Source organism: Campylobacter sp. 107 (genome assembly GCF_002383835.1).
GTDB lineage: Bacteria > Campylobacterota > Campylobacteria > Campylobacterales > Campylobacteraceae > Campylobacter_D > Campylobacter_D jejuni.
Genome location: NZ_NXBA01000083.1, coordinates 1 through 24,547, shown reverse-complemented (window position 1 = coordinate 24,547; position 24,547 = coordinate 1). Strand labels below are relative to the sequence as shown.

Here is a 24,547-nt window from a genome sequence, read left to right as displayed (position 1 = left end):
TTTATAAGTAAAACATTCTTTTTCTTTTAAAGCTTCATTATAATCAGGATAAGTTTCTAAAGGTGGTAAAGCCAAATTTGGATTTTTCTTTATTTTAAATTTATAAGCCTTTTGTTCTTGTTTATGTGAAATAACAATGCTTAATATTATAAAAGGTAAAGATAAGTAGCCTAATACACTTTTAGAATTTATAATCAAAGCCTGTCCTAGTTTATAAGAAAGTTGGTTTTGAATTCTTATTTTAGCTTTTCCATAGCGATTTTGGAAATTTAGCAGGTTTTGTTTTGCAATTAATAATTGATTTTTATTTTCCAAGGTTGTATTTAAATTATGAATTTGATTAGTTTGTTGTAAGATTATATTATTTTGGGAATTTATTTCTTTATTTTTTTTAAATTGCGATAATCTAAGTTTTTCTATTTCTTTATTTTTTAAAAATAATTTTTCTTTGTACATATTTAATAAGAATTGCACATCCAAATTCTTATAAATAGATTCTTTATATTCTAAATCATAATCAAATAATGCAAAATCTTCCTTATAAAGCTCTGCTATTATGTTGTATGTTTTTTCATTGTAATAATTTGAGAAAATTTCATGCTTGCTTGAATTTGAATGAATTAAATTTCTATCAAAATTTAATTCATTTTTAACTATTTTAAAATCATTATTTATATTTTCTAATTTACCTATAAAATTAACTAAAATATTTTTATTTTCATCGCAGATAAATTTATATTGTGGAGTAAAATGTTGCCAAGATAGAATTTTATCTTTTACATTTTTATTTTGTAAAGCTAAAGCAAATTGTTCAAAAGTATCAAAGTCTTTTAAATTTTCATTCGCCCAATTTTTATCATAATCATTTCCGCCGCCTTTTTTAAGATAATGGAATGCAGAAACCATTCTGTCAAAAGGATTTCTTACAAAAGCAAAAGAAAAATAACTTTCAAATTTGTTTTTATCTTGATTGATATAGTCTAATGCTCTTACGTGTCCAACAAGCCATTTGTCTGTTTCAAAAACAACTCGTTCTATACTTGTTCCAGCAACTTTTGGTACATGGATAAAGATACAACCATATTTATCGTGATAATCTTTAAACAATATTTTAACTCCATCAAATAAGAATTTTTTAAAATTTTATTATGTAAAAAACTTTTTTACTCAAATATTTTTATTTTCTACATAAATTTTTTTCAAGTATCAATATATCCATTTTCTTTAAGATAGTTTAAGATTATATCTACATTTTCATTAAGCTTGGCTTTGGAATTTTGCAAATGAATTTCAGGATTTTGAGGTTTTTCATAAGAACTGTCTATACCTGTGAAATTTTTTATTTCTCCATTTCTTGCCTTTTTGTAAAGTCCTTTAGGATCTCTTTTTTCACAGAGTTCTAAAGGTGTATCTACAAAAATTTCTATAAATTCATCTTTTTTTACTAAAGATCTTGCTAAAGCTCTATCGCTTTTAAAGGGTGAGATAAAAGCACTTAGTATAATCAAACCACTGTCAACAAAAAGTTTGCAAAGTTCTGCTATGCGTCTTATATTTTCCACTCTTGAGTTTTCATCAAAGCCTAAGTCTTTATTTAAACCCAAGCGAATATTATCTCCATCAAGCAAATACGTATGAAAACCAAGCTCGTGTAATTTCTGTTCTAAAGCATTGGCAATGGTTGATTTTCCACTTGCGCTAAGTCCTGTTAGCCAAAGTACGCAAGGTTTTTGGTTTTTAAGTTTTGATCTTTGTTCTTTGGTGATATTTGTATTATGCCAAGTAAGATTTTTATCCATAAATATCCTAAAAATTAAAGATTAAAGGTACGCCTATGAGAACTATAGCACTATACATAATAGAAACAATGGCGCCTATTTTTATAAAATCTGTTATTTTGTAATCACAAAGCGAGCTAACCATTAAATGAGTTTGGTATCCATGTGGTATCATAAACCCAGCACTAGCCCCATAAGCTACAGCAAAGATGAAAGGCAAAGGATTTACTCCCAAGGCTTGAGCTGTGGCAAAACCTATGGGGAAAGCTAAGGCTGCAGCAGCGTTATTGGTAATAAATTCGGTTAAAAGTAGGGTTAAAAGATAAACTCCTATAAAACTTCCATAAACTCCATAATATCCAAAAAAACCTGTGATAAGTTGAGCTAAATCTTTGGCAAGTCCGCTATCTACAAGTACTTTAGTAATTGCTAAAGAAGAGCCTACTATGATAAAAATATCAAAAGGAAAACGCCTTTTTATTTCATCAAACTTAATAAATTTGCAAAGTAGTAAAAAGCCTAAACAAATAAGCAAAGCCTTGGTAAAAGAGATAAAATTTAAAGCCGAAAAAACGATAACACTTAAAAAAGCCATTATGGTCAATAAGCTTTTTTTAGCATCAAGTTTTTCGTTTTGTTTGATATTTGAAAGTAAATAAAAATTTTTAGCCAAATTATCCCTTAGGATAAAATCTTTACCCACAGCTAAAATCATTCTATCTCCAGCTTGCAAAACACTTTCACCAATTTTTTTGATATGCACATCTCCTCTTTGTAAAGAAATAATAGCTGCGTCAAATTTAGATCTAAAATTAGCTTCTTTTACACTTTTTCCAATTAAATTAGAAGTTGGAGAAATGATTGCATCGATAAATTTACTTTCTTTTAACTCGTAACCATCTGCAAGTTTTAAGCCATCAAATTTATTTAGAGTTTCAAGTTGTGAAATATCTCCACTAAATATAAGTGTATCTTTTGCATTTATGATTTCATTATGTGAAACGGGAGTGATGTTTTGATTGTTTCTTTGAATTTCTACTAAAAATAAAAACTCTAAATTTCTAAGTTTGTTCTTTTCTATGCTTTTACCTATTAAAGAGCTATTTTCTAAAACTTTTAAAGCGATTAAATGTTCTTTTATATTTTTATCTTTATTTTCATAATGAGGCAATAATTTACTAAAAATCATCAAAACCAAAATCATTCCTATGCTTAAAGCTATACCTATATAAAAAAAATCAAACATTTTAAGACTTGGTAGTCCATTTTGTACCACAAAGGAATTGATGATTAAATTTGTAGAAGTTCCCACAAGAGTGATAACACCGCCTACTATGGCAAAATAAGAAAGAGGGATTAAAAGCCTTGAAGGAGCTTGAAATTTATTGTTTTTTACTATACCCATAAAGCTTGCTACTACTGCGGTATTGTTTAAAAAGGCTGAAACTGCACAAGTAATTACACCTAATCTCAAAAGAGAAAGATTATAGTTTTTTCCTATGATAAATTTACTTGTCCATTCTATAATGATAGTTTTTTCAACAGCGATAGAAACTAAAAGTAGCAACATGAGTGAAATTAAAGAATCATTTGTATAAGAACTTATCCAAGTTTTAAAATCAAGATAACCTAAAGCGTAGTAAAATCCTGCCAAACTTCCAAATAAAACAGCAGGCTTTATTTTGTTGCGTATGAGCAATATAAGTAGAATTAAAAGCGTGATACCTACTATGATTTTCATATTTTTCTACACCCCCATTCTGGATAGTTTTTTCTTATAAAAGTGTTAAGTTCTATTTCAGCTTGAGTGTAAATTCTTTGGCTTTGCTGTGAATTTAAAATTTTTATTATCATACCTGCGGCCAAGGTTTCATTGCTATATTTATCGATGATAATAAATGATCCTAAGGTTTTATTATCTTTATACTCTTTAAGTGCTAAATTTTTATCTAGTTTTAAAGTACAATTTGCAATATCATTAAGTATTAAATTTGAGGTATTTTCTTCTTTAAAAGTATTGATATCTTTTTTATAATTAATATTTTCAAATTTAACATTGCAAAGATTATGAGCTCTTTTTATAAGATAATTTTCATTAAGATCTAATTGTTTTTGACTCATCCATATAATCATAGCTTCAAAAGCATTGCTCATTTTAAGATCATGGTTGATAGATGTCAAAATATCGCCTCTAGAAATATCGATTTCATCTTCTAAACATAAACTTACGGCCATATTAACACAAGCTTCATTTTGACTTGGAATGATTTCATTTTCATCTAAAGCTCTTAAATCTTTAATATCACTTGTAATGATACTTTTAATTTTAGATTTTTGCATAGAAGGCAAGACTATAACTTCATCTTGTAATTTTATATAACCACTTGCTATATTTCCGCAAAAACTACGAAAATTTAAATGCGGACGATTAACATACTGCACAGGCATGATAAAATCATTTTGAATGATTTTATTTATTTTAATTTCATCTAAAAGTGCAAGTAGAGTTTCACCTTTATACCAAGATAAATTTCTACTTTTTTGAGTGATATTTTCACCATTTAAAGCACAAATGGGAATAAAGTGTGTTTGGATATCTTCTTGCAAATAAGGGATGATTTTTTCATAATCTTTACAAATATTATTAAAGATTTTTTCTTCGTAAGAAACTAGATCCATTTTGTTAATGGCAATGATAAAATTTTTAATACCAAGTAAGCTCACTATATAAGAATGCCTTTTAGTCTGCTTTAAAACCCCTTTTCTTGCATCAATTAAAATAATAGCAATATCTGCTGTACTTGCTCCTGTTGCCATGTTTCTAGTGTATTGTTCATGCCCTGGGGTATCAGCTATAATAAATTTGCGTTTATTACTGGTAAAAAATCTATAAGCCACATCTATGGTAATGCCTTGTTCTCTTTCGCTTGCAAGCCCATCTACTAAAAGTGCAAAATCAAGTTTATCTCCGGCATTCCCCATTTTTTTATTATCTTTTTCTAAGGTGCTTAATTGATCACTAAAAAGAGCTTTAGTATCATAAAGTAATCTTCCTATAAGAGTGGATTTTCCATCATCAACGCTACCACAAGTGATAAAACGACAAAGTTCTTTATTTTCATGTTCTTTTAGATAATTTTCTACACTTTGCATTAAAAATACCCTTGTTGTTTTTTCTTTTCCATGCTAGCTTCTTCATCACTATCTATAAGTCTTCCCTGTCTTTCACTGGTTGTAGCTAGAAGTAGTTCTTCTATGATATCTAAAACACTTGTGGCATTTGAATTTATGGCTCCAGTTAGAGGATAGCAACCCAAAGTTCTAAATCTTACCATTTCTTCTTTAGCATTTTTTGCTAAATCTTTTGGCATTCTATCATCATCAACTAAAATTTTTGTTCCCATGTATTCAACTATAGGTCTTTTTTTGGCAAGATAAAGACTTGGTATAGGAATATTTTCAAGGTATATATACTGCCAAATATCAAGTTCAGTCCAATTGCTCAGCGGAAAAACTCTTATGGATTCTTTTTTGTTATGGCGTCCATTATATAAATTCCAGAGTTCTGGGCGCTGATTTTTAGGATCCCAAGTATGATTTTCATCACGGAAGGAATAAATTCTCTCTTTTGCTCGAGATTTTTCCTCATCACGTCTAGCTCCTCCAAAAACAGCATCAAATTGGTATAAATCAAGCATTTGCTTTAAAGCTTGAGTTTTCATGATATCTGTATGCATATTTGAGCCATGTATGAAAGGGGATATATTTATTTCTTTGCCTTTTGGATTAGTATAAACGATAAGTTCCATACCGAGTTCTTTAGCTCTTTTATCACGAAATTCTATCATTTCTTTAAATTTCCAAGTCGTATCTACATGCACTAAAGGCAAAGGAGGAGTGGCTGGATAAAAAGCTTTTTGTAAAAGATGAAGCATCACTGAACTATCTTTACCTATGCTATAAAGCATAGCTGGCTTTTCAAATTCAGATATTACTTCACGCATGATGAAAATAGACTCACTTTCAAGTTGTCGTAGATGGGTAAGATTGAAAGTCATTTATTCCCCTTTCTCAAACTCTCTCTTCAACCTAGGCACATCTTTGAATATAAATTTGATATACCCCCCCCATACCAATTTTTATTAGCCTGCATTAAAGCTTCGCCTAGTTTATAAGTAAAACATTCTTTTTCTTTTAAAGCTTCATTATAATCAGGATAAGTTTCTAAAGGAGGTAAAGCTAAATTTGGATTTTCTTTTATTTTTTCTTCATAGGCTTTTTGTTCAAATTTATGTTTGTCTTTTATATAAGATAATACATAAGGTATTCTTATATATCCTAATATACTTTTTGAATTAGCGATTAAAGCTTGTCCTAGTTTATAGGACAGATGGTTTTGAATACGAGCTTTAGCTGAATTAGCTTGAATAAAAGTAATTTTAGGATTTATTATGCTCATTTTTAGACCTAAAGATTTAGCAAGTTTTTTACTTTCTAATTTTTTAATAATTAAATCCTGTTCTAGATTGGCTAATTCTAAGATTTGTTTTTTCAAAGGGAAAGAATTTGCAATATTTTGAAATTCTTTATTTTTCTGTATTTGTTGATTTTGAAAAGTTAAAATTAATGTAATTATTTCTTTAAAAAATAAAATGATTTGTTTAAAGTCATCATGCTTTATTTCATTAATATACCAATTTTCTTTATATTTATTAATATTAATAGGAGGGAATAATGCTTGACCGTTAAGGTATCTGTTTTCTAGTTCTTTTATTTCTTTATTATAAAATAAATTGTAATTATTGTAAATTGTTTTTTTTGGTAAAAATTTATCTCTTGTAGAAAAAAATTTTTCCATTATTTTAACAAAAGATGGAATGAGATTTTTTTCAATGATTAAATCGGAAAAATTTTTATCTTCATATAAAATATTGCATATATTAATACCCAATATATCTAAAGATTCATTCATGGTTTCCATTGTTTTAAATGAACTATCTCGATTAATTTTGAAAATTGATAAAAAGTCATCTATAAGATTATTGTTCAAAAATTTATCTTTATTAAAACTTTTTATAATTATATTTTTGTGCTTGAAGACATTTTCGTAAATTTTTATAACTTTAGAATATTGTAATTGGTGTGCTATCATGAAATGAATATCTTCATTTGGATTTTTTTGAAAAATATTTGCATAACTTGAAGCTCCACTTTTAATTGCTTGAGTGTAATAGGAAATAAAATAATCAGCAGGTCTTCTAAAATAAACTATAATTTTAATATCTGAAATACCAATAAAATATAATATTTCTTTAAAAATACTTAAAAACTCAAAGGAGCTACATAGTTGGTAAATTCCCTCACAAGATAACAAGATAGTTTGATTTGAATTTAGTTTTTTTATTTCTTCCTTTATAGTTTGAATTTCTTGTTCTTGGTTTAAAAATATTGATTTATTTTGATAAAATAAATCAATATTTTTATTTGATTTTTCCCAAAGTATATTAAGTAATTTAGGAATAAACCAATGATCTAATGCTCCCTTATAATTTAAATAACATACATTTCTTTTCATTAATTCATTTCTATTGTTGGCTAAAAAATGTTGAATCGTGGTAGTTCCAGTTTTTGGTGTTCCTATGTGTATATAAGCTGTCATTTTTACTCCTTAAGATTAAATATTTTTTGCTTTTAAGGCAATTAAAACGCCTTCTATCATTTTCTTAATATCCCCATCAAGGATATTATCCACTTGAGAAAAAGCTTCTCCGCTGCGATTGTCTTTGACTTGCTGATAAGGGAAAAGCACATAAGAACGGATTTGATGCCCCCAACCTATCTCGCTTTTTTCTCCAGTATTAGCACTATCTTGTTGTTTCATGAGTTCAAGTTCATAAAGGCGAGATTTTAGCATTTTAAAAGCGGTGGCTTTGTTTTTGTGCTGACTTCTGTCATTTTGGCATTGTACGACTATGCCGGTTGGAAAATGTGTGATTCTCACAGCTGATTCTGTTTTATTAACATGTTGTCCGCCTGCACCGCTTGCTCTGTAATAATCTATTCTTATGTCTTTTTCTTCGATTTCAATTTCTATATCATCATCAAGGTCAGGGCTTACCATAACACTTGAAAAGCTTGTATGACGGCGTCCTGCACTATCAAAAGGAGAAGTTCTTACCAAACGATGGATACCATTTTCAGCTTTTAAATAACCATAAGCATTTTCTCCTTTAACTAAAAAGCTCACATCTTTAAGACCTGCTTCTTCGCCTTCTTGAAAGTCTAGAGTTTCGACTTTAAAACCTTCTCTTTCACAAAATCTTAAATACATTCTATAAAGTATGCTTGCCCAGTCATTACTTTCTGTTCCACCTGCACCTGGGTGAATGGAAACAATGGCATTTTTACCATCATTTTCCCCGCTTAAAAGCATGGAAATTTCAAGACTTGTGATAGTATCTTCAAGTTTTGGTGCGTCATTAAATAAAGCTTCAAGCGTTTCTGTATCGTTTTCGCTATTGGCCAGATCGAAAAGTTCGCTTGCGTCATTTAGAGCATTAAAAGCATTTTCATAGTTTTTAAGTAGATTGGTGATTTTAGTTTTTTCTTTACCTATGATTCCTGCTTGTTTAACATCGCTCCAAAAAGAAGGAGAATTTTCAAGCTCTTCGATTTCTTTAAGCCTTGTTTGGATATTTTCAGGCTTGATGATGGAGGCTATGTTGCCGACTTTGTTTTTTAAAGTTTTTAAAAGTTCGCTAAATTCGTAATTATCCATAAAATTTCTTTGCTATAATTATATTTTTAAAGTCAAAAATTATATCAAAAGAAAACTTTAATATAGGAAAAAAATGTCAAAACTTTATCTTATGTCTTTAGGTTGTAATAAAAATTTAGTCGATAGTGAGATCATGCTAGGGCGCCTTAGTGCTTATGAACTTTGCGATGAACCAAGTAAAGCTGATGTTTTAATCGTAAATACCTGTGGTTTTATCGATAGCGCAAAAAAAGAAAGTATTAATGCGATTTTGGATTTGCACGAACAAAGAAAAAAAGATTCTCTTTTGGTGGTTACGGGTTGTTTGATGCAGCGTTACCGCGAAGAACTTATGAAAGAACTTCCTGAGGTTGATCTTTTCACAGGTGTGGGTGATTATGAAAGAATCGATGAAATGATACTTAAAAAAACAAATTTATTTTCAAATTCGACTTATTTGCAAAGTGAAAATTCCAAACGTATTATCACAGGTTCAAATTCCCATGCTTTTATAAAAATCGCCGAAGGTTGTAATCAAAAATGCTCTTTTTGTGCTATCCCAAGTTTTAAAGGCAAGTTAAAATCTCGCGAGATAAGTAGCATTATAGCTGAGCTTAAAGATTTGGTAGCTAGAGGTTATAAGGACTTTTCTTTTATTGCACAAGATACGAGTTCTTATTTGTTTGATAAGGGTGAAAAAGATGGACTTATACGCTTAATCGATGAGGTGGAAAAAATCAAAGACATAAGAGCGGCTAGAATTTTATATCTTTATCCTACGAGCGCGAGTGAAGCTTTGATCAAACGCATTATAGCTTCTGAAATTTTTGTAAATTATTTTGATATGCCTTTGCAGCACATAAGTGATAATATGCTTAAAATCATGAAGCGTGGGGCAAACAGCACAAGACTTAAAGAAATGTTAAATTTAATGAAAAGTGCGTCAAATAGCTTTTTACGCACGGGCTTTATCGTAGGGCATCCAGGTGAAAGTGAGGCAGATTTTGAAGAGCTTTGTGAGTTTGTTAAAGACTTTGGTTTTGATAGGGTGAGTGTTTTTGCGTATTCTAAGGAAGAAGATACAGCCGCTTTTGATATGGAGCAAGTGCCTTTTAAAGTGATCAATAAAAGACTTAAAATCATAGAAAAAATTGTTGATGAAGTGATAGAAAAAAGTTTTGAAAAAGAAGTGGGGCAAAAGCGTTTAGTAGTTTGTACAGGAGAAAGTAGCGAGGGAGAGTTTTTTATCGCAGCTAAAGATTTAAGATGGGATAGAGAGATTGATGGAGAAATTCTTATCAATGAAAGTGAATGTGGAAATTTAGAAATGGGGCAAATTTATGAATGTGAAATTTTACAAAACCTTGATAAAAAGCTCCTTGCTAAGGCTTTAAGAAAAGTAGATGCAAATTAAAAATGAAATTTTATCCCTTTTAAAAAGGGGTAAAAATTTACTCGCTTTTTCTTATGGAAGTGATTCTAGTGCGCTTTTTTATCTTTTAATGCAAGAAAAGATCGACTTTGATCTTGTGATGATAAATTATAAAACTAGAAAAAATAGTGATTTAGAAGAGTTAAAAGCCAAAGAACTTGCTTTGAAATTTCATAAAAAAATTTTCATAAAACACGCTCCTAAATTTCAAAGTAACTTTGAAAAAAAAGCCAGAGATTTTCGCTATGATTTTTTTGAAAAAATTTGTCTTGAGCAAGGTTATGACCATCTTATCTTAGCCCATCATTTAAACGATCAATTTGAATGGTTTTTGATGCAACTTTCACGAGGTGCAGGTTTGGCTGAAATTTTAGGTATGCAAGAGTGTGAAAAACGCTCAAATTATACACTTTTACGCCCTTTACTCTTTATAAGTAAAGATGAAATTTCATCTTTTTTAAAAGAAAAAGATATTTTTTATTTTCATGATGAAAGTAATGAAAATAAAAAATATTTTAGAAATTATATAAGAAAAAATTTCTCTAATGCCTTTGTGAGTGAATTTCACCAGGGTTTAAAAAGAAGTTTTTCTTATCTTGATAAAGATAGGAAAAAACTTTATGATTTTGAAAATATCAAAGAAATTCAAGGACTTCTTATTTGCCCTAAAAATGAAAGCTTGATTGCTAGAGCGGTGAAAATGAAAGGTTTGCTTTTAAGCACGGCACAAAGAAAAGAGCTTTTAAAGGGTGATTGTGTTTTAGGTGGCAAAATAGCACTTGTATATAAAAACGAACAAGCTATTGTTTTTGAATATGAAACTTGTCAAAAATTACCTAAAAATTTTAAAGAAGAGTGTAGAATAGCTAAAATTCCAAGACTTTTAAGAGCTTATTTATACAATCATAAAATCGATATTTCAAGCCTTAGCTTTTAGTTTTAAAATTCTTTGATAGCCTAAATGTGTGAGAAAAATCACAAAAAACACTTGCAAAAAAAGTCCTAAAAGTGGTACTGATGAGAGTAGATAAAAACAAAGAGTGCTAAATTTAAACTCTAAAGGCGAAAAATCAGAATGAAAATTTTTAAAACTTTCTTTGTCTAAAATCGTGCTTGTAACATCAATCATTAAAAGTTTGTGAAAGAGATAATAAAAAGCAAGATAATATACAAAAATATTGATAAAAGGTAAAAATAAAGCCAAGGTGCAAAGCAATAAAATCCCTATAAATTTTATAAATATTTTAAAAATTTCAAAGATAGTTTTTAGGGTTGAAACTTCGTTTGTATTATCATAATGGTAATATTTTTGGTTGATTTCTTTAGCGATAAAAGGAGTAAGAAAAGAAGTGATAAAAAGGGCTAAAAAAACCGAAGCAAAAACAACAATAAAACCTGAAAATAAAAAACTTATGATGGTGATTAAAATTTGTACAAAATGAAGGGCATAAAACCACGCCCAAAACGAATCTTCTCCAACGCTAAATAAAGAATTAAAATAATCAAGCAAGGCCGAAAAGCAAAGTACTCCTAAAAAAAGCATCAGTATAAGGCTAAAAATCAAAGGAATTAAGGCAAATTTTAAAAATTTAAGACTTAAAAAATCTTTGATTGCAAGTTTTAAAATATCCAAATTATGCCTTTTTGTAGCATTCTTCTAGTTTTTTATAAATAGTATCAAAATCAAGCTCTTGTTCTAAAATTTGAGCTAAAACTTCATTGTCTTCTTTGCCATTCCAAGTTTTTTTATAGCTACCATCTTTGTAACCATGGTTTTGTCTAAAGATATTTAAAACATTTTTACCTATGTAGGTTTTATAAAGAATTTCAAGATTAAGCCCACATTTAATAGCTAGGGTAAAATAGGTTGAAAGTAATTCTCCAAGATTAAATCCAAAACCACTGCATTTATGGATAATAAGCTCTATATCGTTTAAAATGCCATAAATATCACCCTCATTAGGATGCTCTTCTTCTTTGCAAAAATCTTGAAACACGCTTACAGCATTAACTTCTGTGGCTATAGCTTTGAAATCTTTATTGTTTTTATCGCGATACTCTTCAAGTAAAAGACTTAAAATAAAATGCCAAATATCGACAATCTCTATACGCACATTTTCCCAATTTGTTGGACTTGAAATATTTTTCCAATGTTTCCATGTAAAAGAGTCTATAAGTTCTGCACATTCCATATAAATACAGCGTCTCCAACTGATCAGTTTTCCTTCTTTGGTATAGCCATTTTCCCAATTTAAGCCGTTTGTTTCATCGTTGAGTTTTTGTTGGAGTTTGAGCATATTTTCCAAAATTTCGATATTTGTCATTTAAAAACTCCTTGATAATTTTTAATATTATATGATTTAAGCGTAAAGATTTAAACTATCATCTGTCTTATCTTGATTTTCCTTGGCTTTTTCTTGTCGTTTTTCAAGTTGTTTTTTCATTTGTTCTAAAACTTCATCAAGAAGTTTTTTGCTATCTTCAAGCATAGAAGTGTTGATATCTTTATTATTTGTTTGATTTTGTTTTAGTAAATCACTGAGTTTATTTGTAAAATTATTCATAATAGCATTTTGATGGTTTTCATCATTTGGTGTTGGTAGAACATTTGCCATTTGCATAGCTGATTCTATAATTTCTTTTGGTTTTAACTCTCCGACTTTAGAATTTGCTAAAAAGTCTTTAATCATAGGTTCAACTTCTTTCATAGCATTTTTAATCTCATCAAGATCATTTTGCGTGAGCTTAGAGCCTTCAAAAGTAAAGCTAAAGCCATACTGACGCTTAAGATTAAGAGTTTTACCTTCTTCATTATTTGTATAACTTACGCTTTGATTGTCATACATAGATAAAGCTAAATGTTTGCCACTTTTTGTTGTATAATCCATCGAAAAACTTTGGTTTTTGCTAGCATCAATTTGCATTTCTTTCCCTTATATTTATAGTTTATAAAATATAAAATCGGTTATTTTTAAAAATGTTTTAGTATAATTTTTATAATCATGGATGAAAGAATTTTAGAATTTATAAAAAATGAGCAGCTTTTATCTTGGGCTATGATTGATGAAAAAGGTGTTTATACAGCTAGTGCTTTTTATGCTTTTGATGAGAAGAATTTAGCTTTTATTATCGCTTCTCATGAAGATACTAAGCATATAAGATTAGCCAGTGAAAATTCAAGTATAGCACTTAATATAGCCAAAGAAAGTAAAATAGCCTTTTTAAAAGGTGTGCAAGCTAAGGCTGAGTTTAAAATGGCAAGTAAGGAGCAAAAGAAAATTTATTTTTCTAAATTTCCCTTTGCTATACTTGATAAAAGTGCAAAAATTTATGCCTTAGAGCTTTTTTGGCTTAAATTTACTAACAATGCTTTAGGACTTAGTAAAAAGCTTGAGTTTTGTAAAAAATAAATTTTTATGATTTTGTTTAAAAAAATGAGTTATGATTATGGTTTATGTAAATTGTTAGGTATAGAAAATAAATGTTAAATGTAATTCACGCTTTATTTTTTAGAGAGTTAAAAACTAGATTTGGAAAAAATAGGTATCTTGGATATATATGGGTAGTTGGAGAGCCTATGAGTGTTGTACTTTTGGTGACTATTATAGGAACTGTTATTAGGGAATATCATCATCAAGTTATGCCTGAAGGAATTTCTATTTTTATGTTTTTGATTTCAGGCATTATGCCTTTTTTTATGTTTAGAAGTATAGTAACTCAGCTTATGAATGGAATAGGGGCAAATTTATCTTTGTTTGCCTATAAACCTGTAAAACCTATACATGTATTTATTGCTAGAACTTTACTCGAGTTTTGTATTTATTTTGTGATTTTTATCACTGTACTTTTTTTTGCAGGATGGTTCTTTAGACTCGATGTATTTCCTGTTCATTTACTTGGAGTTTTATTTTGTATTTTTTTACTCATATGCTCAGCTTTTGCTTTAGGGATTTGTTTTGCTATTGTTTGGCACTTTGTAGAACCTTTAAGAACTTTATTAGCTTATTTTAGTATAGTATTTTATTGGAGTTCTGGGATTATATTTCCCACTTGGTTAACTCCTCGTCCTTTACTTGATATATTTTATTACAATCCTTTGCTTCACATAATGGAGCTTTTAAGATTTAATTTTTTTGAAAATTATCCTTTGCAAGATGAATATAGTTATTTTTATGCTATATTTTGGATTTTACTTGTTTTATTTATAGGGCTTTTTATTTACTACTATAATAGACAAGCTCTAACGGCGGCAAAAAAAGAATGATAAAGCTAATTAATCTAACTAAATCTTATCCTTTATTTAGTGGTGGAAGGCATTATGTTTTTAAAAATTTTACTTTTGAATTTCCTGAAAATTGTAGCATAGGTTTAATGGGATATAATGGCGCAGGCAAGTCCACTCTCATGAGACTTTTAAGCGGAGCAGAGCTTCCTGATAGTGGCAAGATAATTACTAATAAAAAATTATCTTGGCCTTTGGGTTTAAATGGAGCTTTTCAAGGTTCTTTAACTGCCAGAGATAATGCTAAATTTGTAGCTAGGGTGTATGGATATAAGGGTAAAGAACTTCAAGAAAAAGTAAAATTCGTAGAAGATTTTGCTGAAATAGGAAAATTTTTTGATGAGCCTATGAAGACTTATTCTTCGGGAATGAGTGCTAGAATAGCTTTTGGACTTAGTATGGCTTTTGATTTTGATTATTATTTGATCGATGAGGCTGGAGCTGTTGGAGATCCTGCTTTTAGGGAAAAAAGCGTGAAATTATATAGAGAAAAATTAAGCAAATCAAAGGTGATTATGGTATCTCATAATGTAGCTGAAATTAAAGAATGGTGTGATAAAATAATTTATATGAAAAATGGACAAATTACGGTTTATGATGATGTAGATGAAGGAATAGCTGTATATCAAGGAAAAGCTTAATGGAAGAAAATAAAACTTTATTAGAAAAAATCAAAGATTTAAGTATATTTGATTCTTTTAAAATTGTTTGGTTTATAATGATTTTTGTTGTGATTTATTATACATTGATTGCAGCACCAAGATATGTAAGCACGATGATTTTAGATGTTAGATCAACAAGTGGAGAAAGTGCTCAAACAAGTGGAATCTTGTCTTTGCTTAGTAGTACTTCTACAGCAAGCGAAGATTTAAATTATCTAAAAGGTTATATAGAATCAAGTGATATGTTAAAAATTTTGGATGAGAAAATTAAACTTAAAAGTCTTTATCAAGAACAACATATAGATTTGCCTTTTAAAATTTGGGATTCAAGTTCGATAGAATCTTATCTTAAATATTACCAAGCAAGAGTTAAGGTGCATACGGATGAAACTACTAAGCTTTTGCAAGTAGAAGTAGAAGGTTTTACACCTAAATCAGCTCATTTGATTGCTCAAACTATTATGCAAGAAAGCGAAAAGTTTATCAACGAAATCTCTCATAAAGCAGCTAGAGAACAAATGGCTTTTGCTGAAAATGAAGTACAAAAATACAAAGAACGATATCAAAAAGCACAAAATGATTTGATCGCTTTTCAAAATAAATATGGGGTTTTTGATCCCTTGAAACAAGCTGAAGCTAAAGCAAGTTTGGTTGCGCAAATTGAGACTAATTTAGCTCAAAAAGAAGCCAAACTTTTGACTTTGCAAAGCTATATGAATGATGCAGCACCTGAAGTAGTAGCACTTAAAGCAGAAATTGAAGCGATTAAAAAACAACTTTTAAGGGAAAAATCTAAAATTTCAGCTAACAATTCTTCTCAAAAGCTTAATGATTTGGCTGCTAAATTTCAAGATCTAACTATAGAAGCTACTTTTGCGCAAAAAGCTTATGAAGCAGCTTTAAAAGCTTATGAAAGTGCTAGAATAGAAGCATTAAGAAAAATAAAACAACTTGTCATCATTCAAAGTCCAGATATTCCAGAAAGCGCAAAATATCCTGAAAGAATTTATGATATTTTAACAGCATTTATTGTATTATCTTTGATTTTTGGGATTGTTAAATTTATTAAAATGATAATAGAGGAGCATAAGTATTAAAATGAAAAAAATATTAATTTTACTTTTTAGTTGTATTTTATGTTTTGGAGCTGTGGATGTTTCACAAATCATTTCAGCAGAGGATCAAGGTTCTACTACAACTAGCATAGATCAAAATTTAAGCTCAAATTATGATATAGTAAATAAAGAAAATAATCTTACAAAAATTCATCAAATTTTAGTATTTGGCGCTCATCTTTTTAATGGAAATTTTAAAAATTACAATCAAAGAGTTTATAACCCAGATTATAAGATCGCAGTTGGTGATCAAATCAGTCTTAAAATTTGGGGAGCTGTTGAGTTTTCGCAAGTTTTAGTGGTGGATTCTCAAGGAAATATTTTTATCCCTAAAGTAGGAGCTGTAAATTTACTAGGTGTGAAAAATAGTACCCTTGTAAGTGTTATAAAAGCACGTGTTAATAAAATCTATAAAAGCAATGTTTTTGTTTATGCAGATATGAATGCTTATCAAAATGTCAGTGTTTTTGTAACAGGAAGTGTTAATGCTCCAGGACTTTATCAAGGACTTAGTTCGGATTCAGTGATCCAGTATCTTGATAAAGCAGGGGGTATAAATTTAGAATATGGAAGTTTTAGAGATATTCAAATTTTGCGTAATAACAGCGTGATAAAAAATATTGATTTATATGATTTTTTACTAAAGGGGCAAATGGATCTTTTTCCTTTTAGAAGCGGAGATGTTATTTTAGTAGGAAATGTTCAAAATTACGCTTTTGTTAACGGTGATGTGCAAAGACCTTTTCGTTTTGAACTTTCAAATGATATTAAAACTTTAGCTGACTTAGCTAGAGTATCAGGTGCTAAACCTATCGTGACTAATGCTATCGTAAAAAGTTATGGTGAAGATCATAAACTTGATGTCAGTGCTTATAATAAAATGCAATTTTCAAAAGTTTTACTTAGAACGGGAGATGAGGTAGAATTTCACCCTGAGTATGTTTCTGAAAATATAACTATAAGTGTAAATGGCGAGCATAATGGTTTAAAAACTTTAGTTGTGGGTAAAGGAACGACTTTAGAAGATATTTCTAAATTAATTAAAGCCAATCCACAATCAAACATGCAAGCTTTACAAGTGTTTAGAAAAAGTGTAGCTAGAACTCAAAAAGAACTTATCAATGCTCAGCTTAAAGAGCTTGAAACTCTAGCTTTAACTAGTGGTTCTGTTACAGCTCAAGGTGCAGCTATAAGAGCTCAACAAGCAAAAACGATTTTAGAATTTATCCAAAGAGCTAAGCAAGTAGAGCCTAAGGGTCAAATTGTCATTGATAATCCAAAGTCTTATAATTCGGTTATTTTAGAAGATGGTGATACTATTAATGTACCAAGTAAGAATAATCTCATCATAGTTCAAGGTGAGGTTTCTTTACCTGGAGCTTTTGTGTATGATAAGGGCAAAGATTTAAGATATTATATCAATCTTGCAGGAGGTTATGGAGAAAGAGCGGATACTTCAAAAGTTTTGGTTATACGAAGCAATGGAAAAGCTGAAAAATATCATAGTGGTATAGATATGAAACCAGGCGATTCTGTGTTGGTATTGCCAAAAGTAGATAGTGAGAATTTGCAAATTTTTTCAATGTTAACTCAAATTCTTTATCAAATTGCTATTGCAACCAATGTCGTGCTTAATCTTTAAGGTTTAAAAATGAATACTCTTGAAATAGCCAAAGAAGTCTTTGAAAAAGAAGCACAAGCTATTTTGGATTTGGCTAAAAATTTAGATGAAAATTTTAATCAAGCTGTGAATTTGATGCTAAATACCAAAGGGCGTTGCATAGTCAGTGGAATGGGTAAATCGGGTCATATAGGTGCTAAGATAGCAGCTACTTTAGCAAGTACAGGAACGCCAAGCTTTTTCATCCATCCAGGAGAGGCTTTGCATGGAGATCTTGGAATGCTAACTCCTGAAGATGTTTTAATTGCTATTTCAAATTCAGGAGAAACTGAAGAAATTTTAAAAATCATTCCAGCTATAAAAAAGCGTAAAATTCCACTTATAGTAATGTGTGGTAAAAAAAATTCCACCCTTGTAAAGCAAAGCGATATATTTTTAAATATAGCTGTGGAAAAGGAAGCTTGTCCTTTGCAGCTTGCTCCTATGTCTTCGACAACCGCAACTTTGGTTATGGGGGATGCTTTAGCTGCTGCTTTGATGAAGGTAAGAAATTTCAAGCCTGATGATTTTGCCCTTTTTCATCCAGGGGGGAGTTTGGGGCGTAAGCTTTTAACCAAGGTAAAAGATCTTATGGTTTCAAGCAACCTTCCTATAGTGCATCCTGATACTGAATTTAACGATCTTGTTGATGTGATGACTAGTGGAAAGCTAGGGCTTTGTGTGGTACTTGAGAATGAAAAATTAGTGGGTATCATCACTGATGGGGATTTGCGTCGTGCTTTAAAGACAAGCGATAAACCAAGATTTGATTTTAGAGCTAAAGAAATCATGAGTACAAATCCTAAAGTAGTCGATGCTGATGCTATGGCAAGTGAAGCAGAGGAGATCATGCTAAAACATAAAATCAAAGAAATTATAGTAGGGAAAGAAGAAAGGGTTATAGGGATTATCCAGCTTTATGCTATAGGAAATGTTTAATGGCTCTTTTATCTGTTATTATTCCTTTTGGCTTAAGTAAGGAGCGTCCTTATATAGAAGAAAGGGTTATTGAGAAAGCAAAATATTTTAAAAGTGATGAGAATATAGAATTTATTTTCGTTGAAGGATATTCATCTAAAGATCACGAGCTTAAAAATTTTATCCAAGCAAACCATCATATTTATCTTAAAGATATGGATCAAAAAGCTTTTTCTCAAGGAAGATGTAGGAATTTAGGAGCAAGTTATGCGCATTCAAATGTTCTTTTGTTTTTGGATGTGGATTGTTATATTTCTTTGGATAATTTTGAAAAAATTTTAAAACTAATTCAAATTAAAAATATTTCTCAAAATATCAATGCTTTGATAGTTTTGCCTGTGGTGTATCTTAATAAAGAAGCTAATGAAAAATTAAAACAATACGATGATAAATTTTGGGATATTTTGATACAAGAGGATTTATTTACAGCAAAAAATACTTGGGTAAAATTTTTTGCCCCAAGTTCTACTTCAAGTATTGTGATAAATAAATATCAGTTTTTAAGATTAGGCGGAAATGATGAAAATTTTATCGGGCATGGTTATGAGGATTTTGATCTTTTTGCTAGAATTTTAAAAGCTTGTGTGAGTTTTGAAAAAATGCCTGCTAATTTAAGCTATGATGCTAGAAATTGGAATTTTTTTAACTTTAAAGGTTTTAGATCTTGGTTTTCATTGCTTGGTTATGAGGCTTGTTTTTATGGAATTTATATGTATCATTTTTATCATATAGAACCCAATCAAAACGCTTATATGCACAATAAAGATAAGAATCATCGGCTTTTTTATAAGCATTTAAAAAATATCAAAAAACACGATTTAAAGCCTTTGCAAGTTTTTAAAGCCAAAGGTGAAAAAGTTTTAATGCTTTTTAAAGATCAAAATTATGATTTTAAGGATATTAGTGTTTATATGGGAGAAATCATCTATAAAAATATCAGTGATTTTTTTATGGATAAAGAGTTAAAATATGAACTTTTGTTGGATTTTTTACAACAAGAAAAAATCACTAAAATATTTTTGGATGCAAGTATAAAACTACAATTTGATGGTATAGATTATTGTGATATTTTTTATTTTCAAAAAGGAATTTTACCTCATTCTTGGTTTTTTGCAAAAAAATTAGATTTAGATTATAAACAAGATTTCAATTTAAGCGAGCAAAAACTTTATCAAGTGAAAGAATATTTCTTAACTTTAAAGGAGGATGAAAAAAAAGTTATCTTAGATTTTTTAAGCCAAAACAATGATGATAAGTATGATTTGTATAAAATGCTTTATTATTTGATTAACGAGCTTTATAGTTTTGAGCATGAGGGAATTTTTTATCAAATCATCATTGATAAAGAAAAAATGCTGATGGCACAAAAACATGATAAAAGCTTTTATCCTTTAAGATCTTTTGTTTATAAACCTTATTTGCATGAGCTTAAGAGTATAAGACCTTTTTCATTTTTGATGAAAATTTTAGGTTTAGAGTATCTTGGTGCTATGATTTCACATACTAAATTTTATCGCTTGGCAAGAAAATTGTTTTTTAATCCCAAGGGTTTTTTTGAAGATTTAAGAGCTAAAAAGGCTAGAAATTGATATGTTGTTAAAAGCAAAGTATAAAAAAAATATATCTTTCTTCTTTAAAAGTTTGCTAATTTCCATGCAAAATTTTTTAAAACAATTTAAACCTAAAAAATACAAAGCCTATAATAAATATGTCATAGTTTCAGCGGTTTATAATGTGGAAAAATATTTAGATGATTTTTTTAAGTCTATAATTAATCAAAGATTGGATTTTAAAAGTAATATTTATCTAATTTGCGTTGATGATGGTTCTACTGATAATTCAGCCAATATCATTAAAAAATATCAAAAAAAATACCCAAAAAATATTGCCTATCTATATAAAGAAAATGGTGGTCAGGCAAGTTCGAGGAATTTAGGTTTAAAATATTTAAAAGAAAATGATTTAAATATTTTTTGGGTAACCTTTACTGATCCTGATGATTTTTTAGATAGGGATTATTTTTATGAGGTAGATAGTTTTTTAAAAAAACAAAATAATATAGCTATGGTGGCTACAAATATTATTTTTTATAGAGAAAAAAGAAAGATTTTATATAAAGATACTCATGCTTTAAATTTTAAATTCAAAAGACAAAAAAGTGTTTATGATAATATAAAATTAAATGAAAATATTCAACTTTCGGTTGCATCATGTTTTCTAAGATGTGATTATTTTAAAGATACTTTTTTTGATGAAAATTTGATCTTAAATTTTGAAGATGGAAAATTTATTAATATTTATTTATTTAAAAATTTAAATCTAAAATCTGTATTTTTAAAAAATGCAAGATATTTTTATAGAAAAAGATTTGACAAAAGTTCCACTTTAGATAAAAAAAATGAAAATAAATTTTACTATTTGGAAATTTTAGAAAAAGGATATTTGGAGCTTTTAAATTTCGTAGCAAAGCAAGATAAAATTCCTATTTTCATACAAAATGTTATTTTGTATGAACTATTTTGGCAGGTGCAAGAACTGGTTAATCATCCTGAAAAATTATCTTTTATGAATCAAGCTAAAATTCATAAATATCTTGATTTGCTTGATCAAGTTTTTTATTTTATTGATAAGCAGAGTATAATAAAATTTAATTTTAATCCTTTTTTGTTTTTACACAAAATGGGATTTTTACATTGTTTTAAAAAAGAAAAAGTACCTATAGATAAAGTTTTTATTGAACAAATAGATGATAAAAATGATGAAATTTTGATTAAATTTTATACTGCAGATATTAATGATGAAGTTAAAATGCTTTTTGATGATAAGTCGGCTAAAATCATTTGTTCAAAAATCAGACAATATGATTTTTTAAACCGAGTTTTTATTTATGAAAGAAGAATTTGGTTTAAATTTTTTATAAATGCTAAAAATATGATTTGTTTTATTAACGATAAAAATGTTGACATAATCTATCAAGAAAAAAAGTGCACTTTTTATGATGTTTTTTATGAAATTAAAAAATTAAAAAAAAGAAGAGCTAAGAATAAATCATTATGGCTTTTTGCTGATATGCCTTTTAGAGCTGATGATAATGCTGAACATTTATATCGCTATGTTATGAAAAATCATCTTAAACAAAATATTGTTTTTGTTCTTAGAAAAAATTCTCATGATTATAAAAGGCTAAAAAAAGAAGGTTTTAAACTTGTTGATCCAAAAAGTTTTAAATTTAAATATTTGGTTTTTAAGGCTGATAAACTTATTTCATCACATATTGATAGGTATTTTTTTGAAGCTTTGGGGGAAAATACTTTAAAGACTAAAGATTTCATATTTTTACAACATGGGATCACAAAAGATGATTTATCTTCTTGGTTGAATCAAAGAAAAATTGATTTATTTATTACTGGAATGCAAGATGAATATGATTCTATAGTAGGAGATTTTAATCGTTATAAATTTACTCCAAAAGAGGTAAAATTAACAGGATTTCCTAGATGGGATGCTTTGCTTAAAAATAATAAAATAAACACTAAACAAATTCTTATTATGCCTACTTGGAGAGAATATATAGTAGGTTCTTATAGTAAAAAATTAATGAAAAGAAGATTTAATCCAAAATTTTATGAAAGTGAGTATTTTTATAGATGGGGTTCTTTTTTACACAGTAAAAAATTACAAGAATTACATGAAAAATGTAATTACAAAATAGTTTTTAATCCTCATCCACAAATTAGACCTTATTTGGAAGGTTTTGATTTACCAAATTATATTATAACACCTTCTGTTGAAATAAGTATGCAAAAGCTTTTTTGTGAATCATCTTTAATGATAACGGATTATTCAAGCGTGGCTTTTGAGATGGCCGTTTTAAAAAAGCCCGTGATTTATTATCAATTTGATAAAAATGAATTATTTTCTAGGCATACATATACTCAAGGTTATTTTGATTATAATAAAGATGGATTTGGAACTGTAGTTTTAGATATAGATAATCTATTATATGAATTAAAAATGAAGCTACAAAACTATAGTTTTAAAAATAATTTTTTAACTCCTAAGGTAAATTCTTTAGAAAAAGTTACACAAGTAATTTTATCCATCTAATTCCTTACACATTTTTTCAAATTCTTGATAGTATTTCCATGATGCTACTATATCTGGGCGATGTTGTTTGATATGGGTTAATTCATAACTCATCATTTTTTGCAACTTTCTTCTTCTATAGGGATCATGTTTATAAATATCAATATATTGTTGTTCTTTAATTCGTATCTTTTTTTCTTGAACTAATTTTTGCTTTAATGTTTTATTAAAATTAAAAAAATATAATTTCAATTCTTTTATAATATTATCTATTAATTTTAAATTATCAGATAATTTAATTAATATTTTAAATACATTTGAATTAGTTATTGTTAATGTAATATCTTTATAGCAATTTGTATTAAATGTAGAATGAGAATCTATAATTAATAGCTCTATGCCTTCTAAAACGTTTAAAGTCAGTGGAAATATAATTTTTAAATCTCCTATAATATTTTCAGAATAATTATATTCTTGATTATAAGATATATTTATAAAATTACATATTTTTTGAATTGTGTTTTTTGTGTCTACTCCTATAATATCTTTTATATCAATATAAAGAACATCTAAAATATTATCAAAATTTTGTAGCATCGAATACTCCATTACACAAGTTCTAAATCCCATTTCTTGATGTAATGCAGGCCAAGATAAAAAATTTTTTAGATTTAATCTAATTGGATGATTTTCTCCGCTCGAAAAATAATAAAAACGATCGAAAACATCACTTAAATTAGTTTGTAGATCAAAATTCATAATTGCGTCAGATTTTCTAGTTCTATGATTTATATAGCAAGTAAATATTTCAAAATAATCTCTTACTTGAAAAATAAATTTACATTTTTTTTGAATCAATTTACAAAATTTTTCAAAATCATTAAAATGATAATCTTTTAAGCGTATGCCTTTTATATGATCAATATCATTTAATAAGATATTAAGAGCATATTTATATCTTTGTAATCCTGTTTCATAATTAAAAAAATTATCCGGAATAATAATTTTATTGTAAGATAAAAATACTTTTAATGCTTCAGTCCCAGTTCCATGTCCACCAAGCCACACAAACTCATAGTTATCTGGTAAAGGCAAATTCATCTCCCAAGCAAGTTCAGCAGGTATGTTATGATAATTGATTTTTTCATTTTTATCATTTAATTTCTTAGGATCAAGTAATGAAGGATAAGGATGGTTTTCTTTTTTGTATCTTTCTTTGAAATCATCTGATAATAACCATTCTTCTATAAGATCAAAATTTTGTATAAAATAATTAAAATTATGAAAGATATTATCCAATATTGCTCTATAATCTTGATGAATTTTTAATATATTTTTTATTCTTGAAAATTCTTTTAAAAATAATTGTTTATTATCTATCAAACCTTCAAGGATGCTAGAGTTAATCTGATCAAATTCTTTAAAAATTTCTCTAAAAATTTGAAATTCTTTATTTGCTTTTTTAATATTATTTTTTAATTTAAATCCAGATCCCTTATACCAATTCTGATAAGCTTTGATTAAAACTTCACCTAGCATATAAGACAAATGAAATTTATATTTTAAAGCTTGCTCATAATCACTACATGCTTCTAAACTTGGATATTTGAGTTGAGGAAAAACTTGTATGGTTTGTTGATAAATTTTTTGTTCTTTTTTGTGTTGTTTTTTAATTTTATAAAGTTTTTTAAATAATGCTATATACCCCCCCCCACTACTACTGTTTGCAAAATCAATCATAGCTTGACCTAGTTTGTAAGCAAGATGATTTTTTACTCTTTCTATAGCTGAGTTTGG

21 protein-coding genes are annotated in these 24,547 nt (G+C 28.3%); 10 read left to right on the top strand and 11 right to left on the bottom strand.

Annotated elements, in window-relative coordinates; genetic code table 11:
• The 7 genes from BGS40_RS09120 to prfB form a co-directional block, all read right to left on the bottom strand.
• On the bottom strand, positions 1-1,107 hold a 1,107-nt coding region (locus BGS40_RS09120), incomplete at its 3' end, for a sulfotransferase family 2 domain-containing protein (RefSeq protein WP_096738653.1).
• Positions 1,108-1,199: 92 nt separating this feature from the next.
• Entirely contained in the window at positions 1,200-1,799 is a 600-nt protein-coding gene (gene cysC, locus BGS40_RS09115) for an adenylyl-sulfate kinase (RefSeq protein ID WP_096738652.1), read from the bottom strand.
• Positions 1,800-1,806: 7 nt separating this feature from the next.
• Complete coding sequence (locus tag BGS40_RS09110; RefSeq protein WP_096738651.1) at positions 1,807-3,519, bottom strand: SLC13 family permease; 1,713 nt, start codon at positions 3,517-3,519, stop codon at positions 1,807-1,809.
• Positions 3,516-4,931 carry a sulfate adenylyltransferase subunit CysN gene (gene cysN, locus BGS40_RS09105; protein ID WP_088261282.1) on the bottom strand — a complete coding sequence of 472 codons (1,416 nt, stop codon included), beginning with the start codon at positions 4,929-4,931 and terminating at the stop codon, positions 3,516-3,518. Before cysN ends, BGS40_RS09110 begins: the two co-directional genes overlap by 4 nt.
• On the bottom strand, positions 4,931-5,836 hold the full coding sequence (cysD, locus tag BGS40_RS09100) for a sulfate adenylyltransferase subunit CysD (protein ID WP_002925335.1): 906 nt from the start codon (positions 5,834-5,836) through the stop codon (positions 4,931-4,933). The genes cysN and cysD overlap by 1 nt, the downstream gene beginning before the upstream one ends.
• Before the next feature lie 26 nt (positions 5,837-5,862).
• On the bottom strand, positions 5,863-7,437 hold the full coding sequence (locus tag BGS40_RS09540; RefSeq protein WP_180753115.1) for a sulfotransferase domain-containing protein: 1,575 nt from the start codon (positions 7,435-7,437) through the stop codon (positions 5,863-5,865).
• Between the two features lie 15 nt (positions 7,438-7,452).
• On the bottom strand, positions 7,453-8,556 hold the full coding sequence (prfB, locus tag BGS40_RS09090) for a peptide chain release factor 2 (RefSeq protein ID WP_096738650.1): 1,104 nt from the start codon (positions 8,554-8,556) through the stop codon (positions 7,453-7,455).
• A gap of 73 nt (positions 8,557-8,629) precedes the next feature.
• Here prfB and rimO point away from each other — a divergent pair, with 73 nt between their 5' ends.
• Positions 8,630-9,949 carry a 30S ribosomal protein S12 methylthiotransferase RimO gene (gene rimO / locus BGS40_RS09085; RefSeq protein ID WP_096738649.1) on the top strand — a complete coding sequence of 440 codons (1,320 nt, stop codon included), beginning with the start codon at positions 8,630-8,632 and terminating at the stop codon, positions 9,947-9,949.
• Positions 9,939-10,904 carry a tRNA lysidine(34) synthetase TilS gene (gene tilS, locus BGS40_RS09080; protein WP_096738648.1) on the top strand — a complete coding sequence of 322 codons (966 nt, stop codon included), beginning with the start codon at positions 9,939-9,941 and terminating at the stop codon, positions 10,902-10,904. Before rimO ends, tilS begins: the two co-directional genes overlap by 11 nt.
• Here tilS and BGS40_RS09075 read toward each other — a convergent pair.
• Genes BGS40_RS09075 through ciaI form a run of 3 tightly spaced genes read right to left on the bottom strand, consistent with a single transcriptional unit; the run spans position 10,887 to position 12,891 of the window.
• The gene (locus tag BGS40_RS09075) at positions 10,887-11,600 is read right to left on the bottom strand and encodes an EI24 domain-containing protein (RefSeq protein ID WP_096738647.1); all 714 of its coding nucleotides are present in this window, start codon (positions 11,598-11,600) and stop codon (positions 10,887-10,889) included. The genes tilS and BGS40_RS09075 overlap by 18 nt on opposite strands.
• Position 11,601: 1 nt before the next feature.
• On the bottom strand, positions 11,602-12,291 hold the full coding sequence (dut, locus tag BGS40_RS09070) for a dUTPase (protein WP_096738646.1): 690 nt from the start codon (positions 12,289-12,291) through the stop codon (positions 11,602-11,604).
• 36 nt (positions 12,292-12,327) lie between these two features.
• Positions 12,328-12,891: an intracellular survival protein CiaI gene (ciaI, locus tag BGS40_RS09065; protein WP_096738645.1), complete on the bottom strand. Its 564-nt coding sequence runs from the start codon at positions 12,889-12,891 to the stop codon at positions 12,328-12,330.
• 78 nt (positions 12,892-12,969) lie between these two features.
• Between ciaI and BGS40_RS09060 the strand changes: the two genes are divergently transcribed.
• The 8 genes from BGS40_RS09060 (at position 12,970) to BGS40_RS09025 (ending at position 22,771) form a co-directional block, all read left to right on the top strand.
• The gene (locus BGS40_RS09060) at positions 12,970-13,377 is read left to right on the top strand and encodes a hypothetical protein (protein ID WP_002870905.1); all 408 of its coding nucleotides are present in this window, start codon (positions 12,970-12,972) and stop codon (positions 13,375-13,377) included.
• Positions 13,378-13,448: 71 nt separating this feature from the next.
• Positions 13,449-14,231 (top strand): capsule polysaccharide transporter KpsM, encoded by a 783-nt coding sequence (kpsM, locus tag BGS40_RS09055; RefSeq protein ID WP_002871866.1) that lies wholly within the window; start codon positions 13,449-13,451, stop codon positions 14,229-14,231.
• Positions 14,228-14,890 (top strand): ABC transporter ATP-binding protein, encoded by a 663-nt coding sequence (locus tag BGS40_RS09050; protein ID WP_052805845.1) that lies wholly within the window; start codon positions 14,228-14,230, stop codon positions 14,888-14,890. Before kpsM ends, BGS40_RS09050 begins: the two co-directional genes overlap by 4 nt.
• Positions 14,890-16,008, top strand: coding sequence for a capsule biosynthesis protein (locus BGS40_RS09045; protein WP_044258955.1), 1,119 nt, complete (start codon positions 14,890-14,892; stop codon positions 16,006-16,008). The genes BGS40_RS09050 and BGS40_RS09045 overlap by 1 nt, the downstream gene beginning before the upstream one ends.
• A 1-nt stretch (position 16,009) precedes the next feature.
• A complete protein-coding gene (locus BGS40_RS09040; RefSeq protein WP_096738644.1) occupies positions 16,010-17,668 on the top strand; it encodes a polysaccharide biosynthesis/export family protein in 1,659 nt (552 codons plus the stop codon).
• A gap of 9 nt (positions 17,669-17,677) precedes the next feature.
• Positions 17,678-18,625: a KpsF/GutQ family sugar-phosphate isomerase gene (locus BGS40_RS09035; RefSeq protein ID WP_002876060.1), complete on the top strand. Its 948-nt coding sequence runs from the start codon at positions 17,678-17,680 to the stop codon at positions 18,623-18,625.
• A complete protein-coding gene (locus BGS40_RS09030) occupies positions 18,625-20,253 on the top strand; it encodes a glycosyltransferase (RefSeq protein ID WP_096738643.1) in 1,629 nt (542 codons plus the stop codon). Before BGS40_RS09035 ends, BGS40_RS09030 begins: the two co-directional genes overlap by 1 nt.
• Before the next feature lies 1 nt (position 20,254).
• Positions 20,255-22,771, top strand: coding sequence for a CDP-glycerol glycerophosphotransferase family protein (locus BGS40_RS09025; RefSeq protein ID WP_096738642.1), 2,517 nt, complete (start codon positions 20,255-20,257; stop codon positions 22,769-22,771).
• On the opposite strand, the gene BGS40_RS09020 is transcribed toward BGS40_RS09025, so the two are convergent.
• The coding region (locus BGS40_RS09020) for a DUF2972 domain-containing protein (RefSeq protein WP_180753114.1) at positions 22,760-24,547 on the bottom strand (1,788 nt) is incomplete at its 5' end. The two genes, BGS40_RS09025 and BGS40_RS09020, sit on opposite strands and share 12 nt — an antisense overlap.